Origin of the sequence: Mesorhizobium escarrei (assembly GCF_935825525.1) — a bacterium.
GTDB classification, from domain to species: Bacteria; Pseudomonadota; Alphaproteobacteria; order Rhizobiales; family Rhizobiaceae; genus Mesorhizobium; species Mesorhizobium escarrei.
This window is the reverse complement of the sequence record NZ_CAKXZT010000173.1, coordinates 1-14149: the sequence shown is the minus strand read 5'-3', so window position 1 is coordinate 14149 and position 14149 is coordinate 1. Positions and strand designations below refer to the sequence as shown.

Here is a 14149-nt window from a genome sequence, read left to right as displayed (position 1 = left end):
TGGTCGGTCGCAGCTTGAGCAAGCCCTCGGTGGGTGACCAGGGCAGCGCGACATGACTGGAATGGAATTCCTGCCGGTTCTCTTCATGGTCGCCGGAATTGTCTTGGTGGCCGTGGTGACGCTGTTCGTCTCCTCGCTCCTGCGCCCGTCCAACCCCTATCCCGCGAAGAACATGCCCTATGAGTGCGGCATGGACCCAGCCGGCGAGGCCGCCGGGGGCCGCTTCAGGGTGCAGTTCTTCATCCTCGCAATCCTGCTGGTGGTGTTCGACGTCGAGGCGATGTTCCTGTTTCCCTGGGCGGTCGTGCTGAAGGAGATCGGGCTCGTCGGCTATGTCGAGATGTTTGTCTTCATGCTGCTGCTTATCGTGGGCTTCGCCTACGCCTGGCTGAAGGGAGCGCTGGAATGGGAGGAGTAGGCGAAACGATCCGCGACAGCGTGCTGTTCACCACCGCCGACAGTGTCATCAGCTGGAGCCGGCGGTCGGCGCTCTGGCCCGAGACCTTCGGGATTGCCTGCTGCGCCATCGAGATGATCTCGGCCGGCTGCGCCCGCTACGATCTCGACCGCTTCGGCGTGGTGTTCCGGCCTTCGCCGCGCCAGTCCGACGTGATGATCATCGCCGGCACGGTGACGCGGAAGTTCGCGCCCGTCGTGCGCCGGCTCTATGACCAGATGCCGGAGCCGCGCTGGGTCATCGCCATGGGCACCTGCGCGATCTCGGGCGGGGTCTACAACACCTACGCCGTGGTGCAGGGGGCGGAGACTTTCGTGCCGGTGGACGTGCATGTGCCCGGCTGCCCGCCGCGGCCCGAGGCGCTGATGCATGGCATCCTTCTGCTTCAGGAGAAGATCAAAAAATCCCGGGCGCTGGCCGGGACGCCTCTGGAACGGATCGCAGCGTCATGAGCGGCGAAGCCCCTCTCATCCCCGCTACGATCGCGGAGCGTTTCAGCGGGGGGATCGACGACCTCGGCTTCGCGCACGGTGTTCATGCCTTCGCCGCGCCCTCCGGAATGATCGTCGATCTCTGCCGGTTCCTGAAGGAAAACACTACGCTGAGGTTCGATTTCCTGTCCGACATCTGCGGCGTCGATCACTACCCCGACACACCACGCTACGAGGCGGTGTACCACCTCTATTCGCTGGCCAACAAATGGCGCATTCGCATCAAGTGCGGGCTCGGCGATCCGCCGCGGGTCCCGTCGGTGACGGGGGTCTGGCGGACCGCCAACTGGCACGAGCGCGAGGCCTGGGACATGTATGGCATCCGGTTCGAGGGCCATCCAGACCTGCGCCGGATCTACATGTGGGAAGGCTTCGAGGGCTTTCCGCAGCGCAAGGACTTTCCGCTCCGGGGCTACAAGGACACGCTGAACCCGTTTGGCGCGGAAGGCCCGCCGCCGACGCAGCCCGATCTCGCCACCAAGGACATTCCATAAGGGAGGCCGTTCGACGCCGGGAAGTGAGATGACCGAAGTCACGGAACTGAGCAGGCCGACAGGTGAAGCGCTCGACACAAAGGAGGTGCTTCTCAACCTCGGCCCGCAGCATCCCAGCACGCATGGGGTGCTGCGGCTCGTCCTTGAGCTGGACGGCGAGTATGTCGCGCGCGTGGACCCACACATCGGCTACCTCCACCGCGGCACCGAAAAGCTGGCCGAGAGCTTCACTTACACCCAGATTTTTCCGCTAACCGACCGGCTCGACTACCTCTGCCCGCCCTCGAACAACCTCGCTTTCGCGCTAGCGGTGGAGAAGCTCCTGGGCATCGAAGCGCCGATCCGCGCGCAGTATATCCGCGTGCTGATGGCCGAACTCGCGCGGATCTCCGGTCACCTCCTGATCACCGGCGCGTTGCCGATGGATCTGGGCGCCATGACCGCGTTGGTTTACGCCATGCGCGAGCGTGAAATGATCATGGACCTGTTGGAGATGATCAGCGGGGCGCGGATGCACACCTCCTTCTGCCGGGTCGGGGGTGTGCGCGAGGACCTGCCCGACGGGTTCTTCCCCAAGATCAGGGAGTTCTGCGACATCTTCCCGAACCGGATCCGCGACTATGAACGGCTGGTCGAGAACAACCGGGTGTTCCTGAAGCGCACGCAGGGGATCGGCGTGATCTCAGCCGAGGACGGTATCGACCTTGGCCTGAGTGGCCCGAACCTGCGGGCCTCGGGCGTCGACTGGGACATCCGCCGCGACGAGCCTTACGAGATTTACGACCGGCTGGCTTTCAACGTCATTACCCGCGATGAGGGCGATTGCTACGCGCGCTGGCGATGCCGCGTCGAGGAGATGCGCGAGAGCGTCCGGATCATCGAACAGTGCCTCGACCAGATGCCCGAGGGGCCGTTCCAGATCGACATGCCGACGATCGCTTTCCCGGTGGACAAGGACAGGGTGCACTGCTCGATGGAGGCGCTGATCCAGCATTTCGACCTCTCGGCCTATGGCTTCAAGGTACCGAAGGGCGAGGTCTATTCGGCGATCGAGGCGCCAAAGGGCGAGCTCGGGTTCTACATCATCAGCGACGGGTCGCAAAAACCGTTCCGGATGAAAGTGCGGGCGCCGTCATTCGTCAACCTTCAGGGACTGTTCGGGGTCAGCAATGCCCGCTACCTGGCGGACATGATCGCCGTGCTGGGCAGCCTCGACCCTGTGATGGCCGAGGTAGACAAGTAGCAGGGGATTTGACGCGATGAACATGCGCGAAAAGATCGAGGCGGCGGCGGCGCGGTATCCCGACCGGCGCTCGGCGATCATGCCCGCGCTTCTGATCGCGCAGAAGGAACATGGCCACCTGCCCGGCCCGGTGTTGGAAGAGGTCTCCGACATCCTCGGTGTCGAGCGGGTCTGGGTCTACGAATTGGCGACCTTCTACACCCTCTTCCACACCGAGCCGGTGGGTCTGTTCCACCTGCAACTCTGCGACAACCTCTCCTGCCTGCTGCGCCGATCCGAGGACCTGCTGAGGCATCTGGAGACTGTGCTGGGGATCGAAAAGGGCGGCACGACCCCGGACGGGCTGTTCACGCTTTCGACCGTCGAATGCCTCGGCGCTTGCGAGATGGCCCCGGTGATGCAGGTCGGCGACGACTATCACGGCGACCTCGACATTGCGCGGATCGACGCGCTCTTGGACAGGCTGCGCGCGGCGGCGGGGCAAACGACTGGCGCCGAACTCGCCGCCGCAGGGCCGCCGGGTGAGTAGCCGCCATGTTCGAACCGGTCCTTCTCAGAAACATGGACGTGCCGGATGGCCATCTGCTTTCGAGCTATGAGGCCCGCGGCGGCTACCAGGCGCTGGCGAAGGCGCTGCGCGAGCACACGCCCGACGAGATCATCGACCTCGTCAAGCAATCGAACCTGCGCGGTCGCGGCGGCGCCGGATTCCCGACCGGGTTGAAATGGAGCTTCGTGCCGAAACGGGCCGACAAGCCGAAATACCTGTGCTGCAACGCCGATGAGGGCGAGCCCGGCACGTTCAAGGACCGGATCATCATGGAGCGTGATCCGCACCAGCTGATCGAGGGCATGGTGATCAGCGCCTACGCGATCGGGGCGAAAACCGCCTATGTCTACATCCGCGGGGAATACGTGCTGGCGATCCACCGGCTGAAGCAGGCGATCGCCGAGGCCCATGCGAAGGGTTATCTGGGAACACGGATTCTGGGCTCGGATTTTAATTTCGTCGTGCACATCCATTGCGGCGCCGGCGCATATATCTGCGGCGAGGAGACGGCGATGCTCGACTCGCTGGAAGGCAAGCGGGCGCAGCCCCGTCTGAAACCGCCATTTCCGGCGGTCGCGGGGCTCTACGCCAGCCCGACCGTGATCAACAATGTCGAGACGCTGGTCTGCGTGCCGCATATCGTGGCGCGGGGGCCGGACTGGTTTCGCAGCATCGGCCCTGACAAGAGCCCCGGTCCCAAGCTTTATTGCCTCAGCGGGCACGTGCGGAACCCGGGCCTTTACGAACTGCCGATGGGCATATCGCTGCGTGAACTGGTCGAGGACCGCGCGGGCGGGCCGCCGCCGGGGCGCAGGATCAAGGCGGTGATCCCCGGCGGGGTCTCGGCGCCGCTGATCCCGGAGCGCGGGCTGGATGTCGGGATGGACTTCGACTCGCTGGCTGCGGTCGGCTCGATGCTTGGCTCGGCCGGAGTGATCGTGATCGACGACTCGACCTGCATGGTCAAGGTCGCCACCCGGATCATCGAGTTCTTCCACCACGAGTCCTGCGGGAAATGCACGCCTTGCCGCGAAGGGCTGAACTGGGTGGTGAAAGTGCTGCGCCGGGTCGAGGCAGGGCAGGGCGCGCCGGACGATCTGGAACAGCTGGAAGCGCTCTGCAAGGGCATTTTCGGCAACACGTTCTGCGCTCTGGGCGACGGCGCGGCTATGGGGCTGCGGGCGGCACTGGCGCATTTCGAGCATGAATTCGTCGCCCATATCGAGAAGGGCAGGTGCTCGTTTCACTAAGGAGCGCGCAGGGAGAAGGCCGCAAGAAGTCATGGTTAGCGTCACGATCGATGAACAAACGCTGGAAGTGGAGGCAGGCTCTACGGTGCTGCAGGCTGCCGAGCGTTTGGGCATCGAAATCCCGACCTTCTGCTATCTGAAGCGGCTGCCGGCGCTGGCCTCCTGCCGCATGTGCCTGGTGGAGATCGAAGGGCAGCGGCGGCTGCAGCCTTCCTGCGCCACGGCGGTCACCGACGGCATGGTGGTGCGGACTAACACGCCGCTGATCGACGAAACGCGCTCTTCCATGCTCGACATGCTGCTTGCCAACCACCCCCTCGACTGCCCGATCTGTGACAAGGGCGGCGAGTGCGAGCTTCAGGACATGGTGATGGCATACGGGCCCCGGGAAAGCCGATTCCGCGATGCCAAACGTGTGTTCCACTCCGAGGACATCCGTCTCAGCCCCGTCATCATCATGAACGTCAACCGCTGCATCCAGTGCCAGCGCTGCGTCCGGATGTGCGAGGACGTGGTCGGAGCGGTCGCCTTGGGCACCATCGAAAAAGGCATGGATACCGCCGTCACCGGCTTCGAGGGCAGTCTCGCGAGTTGCGACCAGTGCGGCAATTGCGTCGAGGTCTGCCCGGTCGGCGCGCTGATGAGCTTCCCCTATCGCTACAAGGCACGGCCCTGGGATCTGGTCGAGACCGACACGGTCTGCCCGCATTGCGGCACCGGCTGCCAGCTCACCGTCGGCGCGCGCAAGGGCGAGTTCATGCGGGTCCGCTCGAAGTGGGAGCATGGCGTCAATCGCGAAACGCTCTGCGTGCGGGGGCGCTTCGGCCTCGACTTCGTCGGGAGCCGGGACCGGATCAAGCGGCCGATGATCCGTCGTGACGGCGCACTGGTTCCGGTTTCCTGGGACGAAGCCGGGGGCTACCTGTGCCGGCGCCTGTCGGCGGTCGAGAGCAAGGCTGCGGGCGGGCTGGCCTCGCCGCGCCTGCCCAACGAGGTGCTGTACCAGTTCCAGAAGTTGATGCGGACGGTATTCCGGACCAACAACATCGACTGCTCGTCGCGCTGGTCCACGCCCTTCGATACGCTCGGCCCGTTGGTGGCGGGCTTCTACACCCGCGCGCCGCTGGAGGAGGTGATAGGCAACGACTGCGTGCTTGTCGTCGGTGGCAACGTGACCGACGAAAACCCGGTCACCGAATACCTGCTGCGAGACGAGGCGCGGCGGCGGCAGACCACGTTGATCATGCTCTCGGCGCGCCCATCCCGGCTGGATGCCGATGCCCCAGCGGTCGTTCGCGTTGCGCCGGGCGCTGAGGCCGCGAGCCTCGCCGCGATGGCAGCGGCGCTGGTCGCGGGAGCCGGTCAGAACTCGGTGGGCGAAGTTATTGCGGACATCGATGCGACAACCGGAGGGCCAGCAGCGACCACCGGCAGCGACGGGCCGGACCGTCTGGCCGCCCTACTGTTGAAAGGTCGAAGCGTCACCGTGCTTGTCAGCGCCGACCTCTTGAGGCTTTCCGAAGCGCGCGCAACGCTGCAGCAGCTCACCAACCTGTTGCGGGTTCTCCGCGTGCTCGGCAAGGGCCCAGCGATGCAGTTCCTCTTCGACCGAGCCAACCAGCTAGGCGCTTGGGACATGGGGGTTCTGCCGGCGGTCCTGCCGGGGCTGCGCCCGGTCGGTGATCACGCGGCGCGCACAGCTCTCATACGGGCTTGGGGCGCCGAAATTCCGCCTGAGGCGGGCGCGGATATCGACGCTATGCTGGCGCTTTGTAACGAGGGGCGCATAGGCGCGCTCTATATCGCCGGAAGCGACCCTCTGATGACCTATCCCGACCGTGAGTTCGTCAAGCGGGCGCTTGGCGCCGCCGATCTTCTGATCGTGCAGGACACCTTCCTCACCGATACGGTGGGCGTGGCCGATGTCGTCCTGCCCGCGGCGGGTTATGGAGAGGAATCCGGCACGTTCACCAACAACGAGGGCCGGATCCAGGCGGTCCGCAAGTTCCGCGAACCCGCCTTCGAGGCGCGGGGCAATTTGGCGATCTTCGACTTCGTCGCCGCGCTCCGCAGCCAGGCATGGCAGCCGTCGATGCAAGGCGAAATCTTCGGCGAGATAGCTCGGCTGGTTCCCGCCTACCGGGGGTTGACGCAGGAAGGGCTTGGCGCCGACGGAGCATTCACCACGGCGGACCCGACGCCGCCGGCTGGCGAGTTCTTCGCCCCCCCGCCTGCCCCGAATGCGACCGACCGGCTCATGCTGGTCACCGGCAACTGCCTGTTCCACAATGGATATCTTTCCGAACGCTCGGAGATCCTGAATACGGTGGCGGATGACCCATATGTTGAGATGAGCGCGTGGGACGCCGCAGAGCTTGGCCTTTCGGATCGCGATCAGGTGATCGTACGATCCACCCAGGGCGAACTGAGGGCGCAGCTCAAGGTCAACAGACATTTTCCCCGGGGCCTCGTGTTCGTGCCGGAAAACTATAGAGACTTGCGTCTCAACAGCCTTATGCGGCGGGGCGAATACCCTTGTCCGGTGGAGGTTCAAAAGGCGCACGCTGCCTTCGCCACCGGAGTCGGGGGGCGCCCTGAAAATCACGGCCGAGGCATTGCCGAGCTTCCGGGCAGTTCACCCTAGTCGGGTTTGCATCCTCAGTGATAAGGGGTCCCGGCAATGTAATCGCTCAACGCTTGCTCGGTACGGAGCAATTCGTCGAGCCGGTGCTTGACTACGTCGCCGATGCTCACCACGCCGACAGAAGCGTCGCCATCCATGACCAACACATGGCGCGTGCGTCGTTCGGTCATGAGCGACATCACAAAGGGCAGCAAATCCTGTGTCGAACAGGTCACCACACTGCGGTTCATGATGTCGGCGACCCGCATTGTGGGCGCCTCGATTCCGTATTCAGCCACCGCATGGCAGCAGTCCCGCTCCGACAGCGTGCCCAGGCATTCCCCGGGCGAACGGCTGACGACCACGAATCCGATGTTGTTGTCCCGAAACAGCCGCAGGACTTCTACGACCGTCTGATCTGGTGCGACCGAGATGAGCTCGGGAGATTTGGTCTTCAAGATTTGGCGGACAAGCATCTGAGCCTCCTGTCTGCGCGCTCCGGCTTGACGGCTGCCGCGTTCACGTTCGGCGGATATTCTGCCACCAGTCGTATCCCTGCGGCTCGCTCGTCTCGACCAGCACGTCCTGTTCGGTGTTCAGGCGCGCCGCGACCACACCGCCGCCGGTCGTCGCCTTGCCCGGTTTGCCGAGCAGATCGTCACGTCCGACCACCAGGTCACGCGAGGAAAAACTCGAGAATTCGTACTGTTGGCCAAGCGCGATCGCGTCCGCCGGGCAAGCGTCCTCGCACAGCCCGCAGAATAGGCACCGGGCCATGTCGATCTCAAATTTTGCCGGGCGCCGGTTGCCCTTCTCGTCCTCGTAGGGGATGACTTCGATGCAGTCGCAGGGACAAATCCGCGCGCAGAGTTCGCATGCCACACATTTGATTTCGCCCTCCTCGTCGCGCTTCAGGAAGTGATGCCCGCGGTAACGCGAATAGGGCAACCATTTTTCCTGATCCGGATACTGCATGGTCACGGATCTGGAGAACATATAGCTGAAGGTCAGCGCCAGGGCGTCCCCCAGATCGGCGAAGAACGCCCAGCCGATCCATGTTCCACTTCTGTCCACTGCGCGCGACATCGCCGCCTCGCTACGGAGCCGCTGCGGTTCCTAAAGGAAAGCGACGCCGGTTATGATTATGTTCGCCAATGACAGTGGAAGCAAGACTTTCCATCCAATCGCCATCAGTTGGTCGTAGCGATAGCGCGGAAATGTGAAGCGGAACCACATAAACACATAGAGAAAGAACGCGACCTTGAGCACGAACCAGAGGAGCGGCGGCAACGGGATCAGGACGCCATTCCAGCCGCCGAAGAACAGGATGACCGACAGGACCGACACCAGTAGCATAATGGCGTATTCGCTGACCATGAAGAACGCAAAGCGGATACCGCTGTATTCAGTATGGAACCCGGCCCCCAGATCGCCTTCCGCTTCCGCCAGGTCGAAGGGAATGCGTTGCGCTTCGGCCAGCCCGGCGACGAAGAACACGAAGAAGCCGACCGGTTGGTAGACGATGTTCCAGACATCGGCCTGCGCCCGCACGATCTCGAGCAGGCTCATGGATTGCGCCAGCATTACCACGCCGATGACCGCGAACCCCATCGGGATCTCGTAGCTGATCATCTGCGCGCAGGTCCTGAGGCTGCCCAGGACCGCGTATTTGCTGTTGGCGGCCCAGCCGCCGAAGATGACGCCATAGACCTCGATCCCGATCACCGCGAAGACGAAAAGGAGCGCCACGTTCATGTTGGAGACGTAGAGCGTGATCTCGGCGCCGAGGACCGAGACGCTTTCGCCGAAGGGGATCGCGACGAACACCACGAAGGGCGGGGTGAGCGCCAGGATTGGCGCCAGTTTGAACAGGAAGCGGTCGGCTTCGGCCGGGATGTGGTCTTCTTTGGTTAGGAGCTTGATTCCGTCCGCCACTGGCTGCAGCAAGCCGTGCCACCCCACGCGCATCGGCCCCATCCGCTGCTGCATGTGTCCGGCGATCTTGCGTTCGAGCCACGTCAGCGGCAAGGGCAGCAGCAGCAGGATCGCAATCAGCAACGCGACCTTGAAGGCGATCAGGCCAAGGGCGAAGACAAGTTCCATAATCCGCAGCTACTTGTTCAACGGGTTGAGACTTACGACACTGAGCACTTGCGCTTGTCCGGCTTCGCGGGAACGGCAGTCTGCCGGCGGCGACGCAACTTGTGCAATGGTATCACAGTCTTACCGTTGCTGGCCACACGGTGTGTGTCGCTTGGGACCCAAACGGACTCTGTCGCAAAGCTTTCTTTGCCCCTCTATCGCGTCGCGAGAAGTGGTTAGCTGACGGCGTGGGTCGCCACGCTCTCCGGCGAAGCCGAAATGATCCGCGCGCCACGGCTGGCAGGGGGATGAAGAAATTCGCTCCAAGAGCGATGGTGTCGGCGATGCGGTGTGCTGGCGCACCGAGTGGAAGTGCTACCGCCCGCCGGTTTTGCCGGCGCACGGAGAATGTTGGATTGCAGTTCCCTCCCCTCTACCACCTTTCCCCACACTCCCTTGACGCCGTTGGGGAAGGCATTCTCGCCCAGAAGTGCGGTGTGACGCCCAGCGATTTCGACTTCAATTCCGCCGATCCTCGATGGATCTCGAAACACAGTAACGGTTTCGATCAAGTCCTGCATCGCCTCTGAAGATTCGGAATCGCCAGCCACAATGCCTTTGGCAAGCCCGTTTGAAGTTGGTTTAGTTGTTCCTCGTAGCGTGCCAGCACCGCAGGATGCAGCGCGATGACACCGGTCGCCGCGGGCACCTTGTCCAGCTCGGCCACAACGCACTTACGCTCTTCATTGAGCGTCGTTGATTGCGGCCCCAACACGGCTGGGTCGCCATGGCAATTGCTGCAGCAACGTTGAGAATCGGGACTTCGCCGGCTCCTTTCGTGCCGAGTGGGCCGCGCAAGGTCGATGACGACTGCCTGATGGAGCTCAGATGGTTCTATGACCGGCGCGACCTAGCCGAGGTCAAGCGCGACCTGGCGCAGTGGATCGCCAAATGGCAGGCCAAATACCCGAAATTAGTGAGCTGGGTAGAGGACAGCATCGAGGAGACGCTGAGTTTCTATCGGCTGCCGCTTGCCCATCACAATCACATGAAGTCGACGAACATGCTGGAGCGGCTGAACCAGGAGATCAAGCGGCGTAGCCTGGTCGTCCGCATCTTCCCCAGTCAGCAGAGCTGTCTGCGACTGGTTCGGGCACTGGCGGTGGAGATCCACGAGAACTGGCTCGAGGCGACCCGCTACCTCAATATGGATCATTTGCGCGAGCACAAGAAGGAGAGCCTGAGGGCATTGGCCGCCTGAGACGCGGCCGCCATGTCCGCCGCTCCGCTAAACACGGGGGCTGCGCGGCGGAAACGCCAACGTCACCGCTGAATGCCACGCCATTTTTGCAGAACTTGACGCACACAACTTGGCGGGACTTTCTAGTCAAACCAACCGTCCAGCCTGGAGCGCGGTGTACGAATTGGGCGCTCAAGCCTTCTGCGATGCACCACTCCCCCGACGAACACAGCATTCGTTCGCACGATGCCATTACATTAGCTTGCGCGCATATCATTCGCGCCGGCGACCGTCCCTCGCGTCTGCCCGCCGGTCAGAACCCGACGTCTGTAGGTCTACCCCGAAAAGGCTGTCGGGCCGCTCGAAGCCATTGTGGAGGAATACCCATAAAAGTGACTATATTGGCAAACTATGCGCCCCATGCTTACAAAGGATTGATACAGGGCTCAGACCGGGAAGCTGCAATCAAGGCGCTTTTTGAAAGCGTTGGCGGCAAGGTGGCCGGCGTGATGTTTACTCGCGGCGCGTATGATATCGTCATCAATGCTGAGGTTCCGGACCAGGCCGCTGGGATGGGCCTAGCCCTGGCGGTGCGGGCAAGCGGCTCGGTGACCGACCTCATTGTTCTCGAAGAGCTCGACATGAAGGCGGTGCTCGCGGCTGCCAACAAGGCTGTCGGCGTTTACACGCCCGCCGGCTGATTGGCCTGACAGTACATTGAAGGCAGCACGGTTTCGATTGAACGCGCCGTGCTGCCGAATCTCAAAGCAAGAAGGGGCGGCGACGGTTTGCCCACGATTGACGCGTTGAAAGCCAAGCTTTTCGGCGTGCTGCAGCTTAGCGGACAGGCAAAAATCAGCGAAGCCGATCTTTGCGTGCCGCTAAGCCAGGCTCCGTCGCCCGAGCAAATGACGTCGTCGCGCACACATGCCTGAGTGAAGCTTTTATTCCCAGACGAATCTTTGCCGCAAGGACGCGAGCGGCCCGTTGCATATCGGATGACGGGCGGGGTGAAAACTTGCCAAGGCCGCTCCGCGCCGGGTCGGCGCGGGCGTCATTCGGAACTTTTCTATTTGCGGGGATTTCCGATAGCCTAGACCAATCAGGCGACCTTGAGATCCTTCATCGCCTTCTCGTAGACGTCCTTGATCGGCTTGGATACATCTTCGGCGGCTTTCGTCGCCGCCGCCTGAAACTCCTTGCCCTGTTCGACGGTCTTTTCCACCTGCTTGCGCAAGAAGGCGGTCTGTAGTTCGATGAACTCGGAGGGCGATTTCACGGCAACCAGGGCTTCGAGGTGAGAAAAGCTGGCCTCAGCATTTGCGCGCAGCGCGGCGATCGTCTTCAGCGACAGCTCATTGCTAGCGGTCTTGGCTGTTTCGAAGGATGACTCGAGAGCCGTCTGGGTTGCCTCGGCGCCGGTCGCCAATTTCGATAAGGCTTCTTTCGACTGCTCGACGCCCTTTTCGGCGACAGCGCGGAACTGATCGGTTACCTCGTCAACGGTCGGGAGTTCTACGTTCTCGATGATTTCAGCGGTTTTATCAGCGGTCTTGGTCATAGTTTCCATCCTTTGCGGTGGGCGGCCTTTCACAAAAGCCGCCTCGTTCATTTAGGAAACTGACGTTACGGCATCTGTAGTGCATTGCAATATTTTTGTGCGCCGCACCATGCCTTTTTGCCCCAGCCTTACCGCGGGAGGGGTCGCGAAGCCTTGGACCTGCTGATTGAGGCAGTTGCCGTCGAAGAATTCAGACAACCACCCCAAAACGCCGAGGTGCTAAGGTTTCCGATTAGGCGCCGCTTCTGAGGCGAACTTCCATGGCCGTCCCCCAGAACGCAGAAAAGCTCGGCGTGAACCGAGACGGGCAATCGCACGTCCGCAAAGCACGCCCGTAGGCTCATCTCGTCATCGCCACGAAGGTAATGATAGGCTCAATCTCATATCCGTTTCACCACAAGGCCATCATGGGTGCGGGCCAAACGCACCGCCAGGAGTGTCGCAGGCCACACCTTAAGCATCGACCTTCTTCAGCTCCGAGAGCCGCACAAAGCCGTTCTGGCTGCGGAATGTCAGTGTCGCATCCGTACTTTGCGCCTGGGCGATTCCCGAGATAACGTGATCGCCGGTGTCGTAGACCGTACGCTGCCCGGCATCCTCGATGACCAGTCGCCGCGTGTCAGGATAGATCGCGTAACGCAAATGGTTCTGCGATCCGGTCGATGAGGGTGTGCCGAGTCCGCCCGGCCAACTTTCAGGTACCTGCTGCTGCGATCTATAGCTCACTTCGGCAGGTTCACTATGGGCGACCTCAGGATTCTCCCGTAGATAAGCTGCTAGATCGGTGGCCACCGCGTTCAGCTTCGCCCTCAGCGCATCGTTGAACATGTCGCCGACCATTGTCATGCCTGATGACCACTGCGACATGCCGCCGAATTCGGCATGGCTGAACTGCGCCATGGAACCGCCGCCCGAGCGCAGGGCACGCAGCACGGTTTTTACCGCGTCCCTTGACAACTCGTGCCGCGCCGCAAGCCGCGCGATCAATGCCGTCTCTTTGAGATCATCCATCTGTACTGCCTCCCTCTTTTCGCCATTTAACACTGCGATAGGGACATCGTTCCACATGCCCTAACCACCGAGCAGGCCAAGGGGCAATTACAGCCCTTGCCAACGGGCCAACGCGTGTAGGCCGACATCTTTTCCGCCTTTGACGGCATGGCCTCAACGAGGCACTCTGGGCGACCAAGATATGTGCAACGAGCACCTACCACAGTTTGCGGCCGCGCGCCTGCCCTGAGCGGAACGTTCGAGTTCCACGCCGCCTTTTATGCAACTTTACATTGTAGCAGCTAAGTTAAAATGTCCGGATCTGGCAAAGTAGGAATGTCGCCCCTGCATTTGCCTTGCCAATCTCCTCGCCTTCGAGCGCACAGGAGATTGCAGGTTGGGACTGGTTCTGATGAGCGAACGCGAGCTGCAGCGGATTGAGGTTCTGTCGAGGGTTAGTGAGCGAAGAATGACCAGCGCCACGGCTGCGGGTTTGCTCGGCGTCTCGGCCAGGCAAGTCCAGCGGCTAATGAAGACGTTTCAGTCTGAAGGCGCGCCGGCTCTTTGCCACAAGGCGCGTGGCCGTCCCTCCAACAACCGCATTCTTGATGGCGTTCGCGACTTTGCGCTGAAACTGATTCGGGAGCATTACGGCGATTTCGGTCCAACGCTGGCGCGCGAGAAGCTGCTTGAGCGGCACCAGCTTGCGGTAAGCAAGGAGACGTTGCGCAAATGGATGACGGAGGCGGGCATCTGGACATTGCGCCGTGAGCGCAAGCGCCGGCTGCACCAGCCGCGCGGCCGGCGCGACTGTCTAGGCGAGATGGTGCAGATCGATGGCTCGCATCACTGGTGGTTCGAGGAGCGCGGGCCCAAATGCGCCCTGCTCGTCTTCATCGACGACGCGACCGGCCGGCTGCTGCATCTGCGCTTTGCCGGGTCGGAGAACACGTTTGACTACTTTCACGCGGCGAAGTCCTATCTGCAGGCATGGGGCAAGCCGTTGGCTTTCTACAGCGACAAGCACGGTATCTTCCGGACGACGCATGGTTCCAAGTTGGATCGCGGCAGCGGCCTGACGCAATTCGGCCGGGCGCTCTATGAGCTCAACATAGACATCATCTGCGCCAACTCCCCACAGGCGAAGGAGCAGGCATCACGATGCACC

The 14149-nt window shown here is 62.3% G+C and carries 15 protein-coding genes and 1 pseudogene; 11 read left to right on the top strand and 5 right to left on the bottom strand.

Features of this window, described 5'->3' with window-relative positions; translation table 11 throughout:
- Positions 1-52: 52 nt before the first annotated feature.
- The 7 genes from NMG80_RS33245 to nuoG are packed head-to-tail and all read left to right on the top strand — an operon-like array spanning position 53 to position 7129.
- Positions 53-418: an NADH-quinone oxidoreductase subunit A gene (locus tag NMG80_RS33245; RefSeq protein WP_254022062.1), complete on the top strand. Its 366-nt coding sequence runs from the start codon at positions 53-55 to the stop codon at positions 416-418.
- On the top strand, positions 406-909 hold the full coding sequence (locus NMG80_RS33240; RefSeq protein WP_254022061.1) for a NuoB/complex I 20 kDa subunit family protein: 504 nt from the start codon (positions 406-408) through the stop codon (positions 907-909). Before NMG80_RS33245 ends, NMG80_RS33240 begins: the two co-directional genes overlap by 13 nt.
- Entirely contained in the window at positions 906-1442 is a 537-nt protein-coding gene (locus NMG80_RS33235; protein ID WP_254022060.1) for an NADH-quinone oxidoreductase subunit C, read from the top strand. Before NMG80_RS33240 ends, NMG80_RS33235 begins: the two co-directional genes overlap by 4 nt.
- A gap of 28 nt (positions 1443-1470) precedes the next feature.
- On the top strand, positions 1471-2685 hold the full coding sequence (nuoD, locus tag NMG80_RS33230; protein WP_254022059.1) for an NADH dehydrogenase (quinone) subunit D: 1215 nt from the start codon (positions 1471-1473) through the stop codon (positions 2683-2685).
- A gap of 16 nt (positions 2686-2701) precedes the next feature.
- On the top strand, positions 2702-3214 hold the full coding sequence (locus tag NMG80_RS33225) for an NADH-quinone oxidoreductase subunit NuoE (protein ID WP_254022058.1): 513 nt from the start codon (positions 2702-2704) through the stop codon (positions 3212-3214).
- A gap of 5 nt (positions 3215-3219) precedes the next feature.
- Complete coding sequence (gene nuoF, locus NMG80_RS33220) at positions 3220-4485, top strand: NADH-quinone oxidoreductase subunit NuoF (RefSeq protein WP_254022057.1); 1266 nt, start codon at positions 3220-3222, stop codon at positions 4483-4485.
- 31 nt (positions 4486-4516) lie between these two features.
- Positions 4517-7129, top strand: coding sequence for an NADH-quinone oxidoreductase subunit NuoG (gene nuoG, locus NMG80_RS33215; protein ID WP_254022056.1), 2613 nt, complete (start codon positions 4517-4519; stop codon positions 7127-7129).
- A gap of 14 nt (positions 7130-7143) precedes the next feature.
- On the opposite strand, the gene NMG80_RS33210 is transcribed toward nuoG, so the two are convergent.
- The 3 genes from NMG80_RS33210 to nuoH are packed head-to-tail and all read right to left on the bottom strand — an operon-like array spanning position 7144 to position 9211.
- The gene (locus NMG80_RS33210; protein WP_254022055.1) at positions 7144-7584 is read right to left on the bottom strand and encodes a CBS domain-containing protein; all 441 of its coding nucleotides are present in this window, start codon (positions 7582-7584) and stop codon (positions 7144-7146) included.
- Positions 7585-7627: 43 nt separating this feature from the next.
- The gene (locus NMG80_RS33205) at positions 7628-8194 is read right to left on the bottom strand and encodes an NADH-quinone oxidoreductase subunit I (protein WP_254022054.1); all 567 of its coding nucleotides are present in this window, start codon (positions 8192-8194) and stop codon (positions 7628-7630) included.
- A 30-nt stretch (positions 8195-8224) separates the two neighbouring features.
- A complete protein-coding gene (gene nuoH, locus NMG80_RS33200) occupies positions 8225-9211 on the bottom strand; it encodes an NADH-quinone oxidoreductase subunit NuoH (protein ID WP_254022053.1) in 987 nt (328 codons plus the stop codon).
- An 829-nt stretch (positions 9212-10040) separates the two neighbouring features.
- Between nuoH and NMG80_RS33195 the strand changes: the two are divergent.
- The 3 genes and pseudogenes from NMG80_RS33195 to NMG80_RS33185 form a co-directional block, all read left to right on the top strand.
- Positions 10041-10451 (top strand): annotated as a pseudogene (locus NMG80_RS33195) (transposase); the annotation flags it as partial.
- 371 nt (positions 10452-10822) lie between these two features.
- Positions 10823-11131 (top strand): GYD domain-containing protein, encoded by a 309-nt coding sequence (locus NMG80_RS33190; protein ID WP_254022052.1) that lies wholly within the window; start codon positions 10823-10825, stop codon positions 11129-11131.
- Positions 11132-11179: 48 nt separating this feature from the next.
- Positions 11180-11365 carry a hypothetical protein gene (locus NMG80_RS33185; protein WP_254022051.1) on the top strand — a complete coding sequence of 62 codons (186 nt, stop codon included), beginning with the start codon at positions 11180-11182 and terminating at the stop codon, positions 11363-11365.
- Positions 11366-11532: 167 nt separating this feature from the next.
- Here the strand turns inward: NMG80_RS33185 and NMG80_RS33180 are convergent, their stop codons facing one another.
- Positions 11533-11991: a phasin gene (locus tag NMG80_RS33180; RefSeq protein ID WP_254022145.1), complete on the bottom strand. Its 459-nt coding sequence runs from the start codon at positions 11989-11991 to the stop codon at positions 11533-11535.
- Positions 11992-12444: 453 nt separating this feature from the next.
- Positions 12445-13002 (bottom strand): hypothetical protein, encoded by a 558-nt coding sequence (locus NMG80_RS33175; protein WP_254022050.1) that lies wholly within the window; start codon positions 13000-13002, stop codon positions 12445-12447.
- Positions 13003-13393: 391 nt separating this feature from the next.
- Here NMG80_RS33175 and NMG80_RS33170 point away from each other — a divergent pair.
- On the top strand, positions 13394-14149 hold a 756-nt coding region (locus tag NMG80_RS33170; protein ID WP_254022049.1), incomplete at its 3' end, for an ISNCY family transposase.

Coding starts and splice junctions, on each gene's coding strand:
- NMG80_RS33175 (WP_254022050.1), bottom strand. CDS start 13,002: ATGGATGATCTCAAAGAGACGGCATTGATCGCGCGGCTTGCGGCGCGG.
- NMG80_RS33210 (WP_254022055.1), bottom strand. CDS start 7,584: ATGCTTGTCCGCCAAATCTTGAAGACCAAATCTCCCGAGCTCATCTCG.
- NMG80_RS33240 (WP_254022061.1), top strand. CDS start 406: ATGGGAGGAGTAGGCGAAACGATCCGCGACAGCGTGCTGTTCACCACC.
- NMG80_RS33245 (WP_254022062.1), top strand. CDS start 53: ATGACTGGAATGGAATTCCTGCCGGTTCTCTTCATGGTCGCCGGAATT.
- NMG80_RS33180 (WP_254022145.1), bottom strand. CDS start 11,991: ATGACCAAGACCGCTGATAAAACCGCTGAAATCATCGAGAACGTAGAA.
- nuoG (WP_254022056.1), top strand. CDS start 4,517: ATGGTTAGCGTCACGATCGATGAACAAACGCTGGAAGTGGAGGCAGGC.
- nuoF (WP_254022057.1), top strand. CDS start 3,220: ATGTTCGAACCGGTCCTTCTCAGAAACATGGACGTGCCGGATGGCCAT.
- nuoH (WP_254022053.1), bottom strand. CDS start 9,211: ATGGAACTTGTCTTCGCCCTTGGCCTGATCGCCTTCAAGGTCGCGTTG.
- nuoD (WP_254022059.1), top strand. CDS start 1,471: ATGACCGAAGTCACGGAACTGAGCAGGCCGACAGGTGAAGCGCTCGAC.
- NMG80_RS33205 (WP_254022054.1), bottom strand. CDS start 8,194: ATGTCGCGCGCAGTGGACAGAAGTGGAACATGGATCGGCTGGGCGTTC.
- NMG80_RS33235 (WP_254022060.1), top strand. CDS start 906: ATGAGCGGCGAAGCCCCTCTCATCCCCGCTACGATCGCGGAGCGTTTC.
- NMG80_RS33225 (WP_254022058.1), top strand. CDS start 2,702: ATGAACATGCGCGAAAAGATCGAGGCGGCGGCGGCGCGGTATCCCGAC.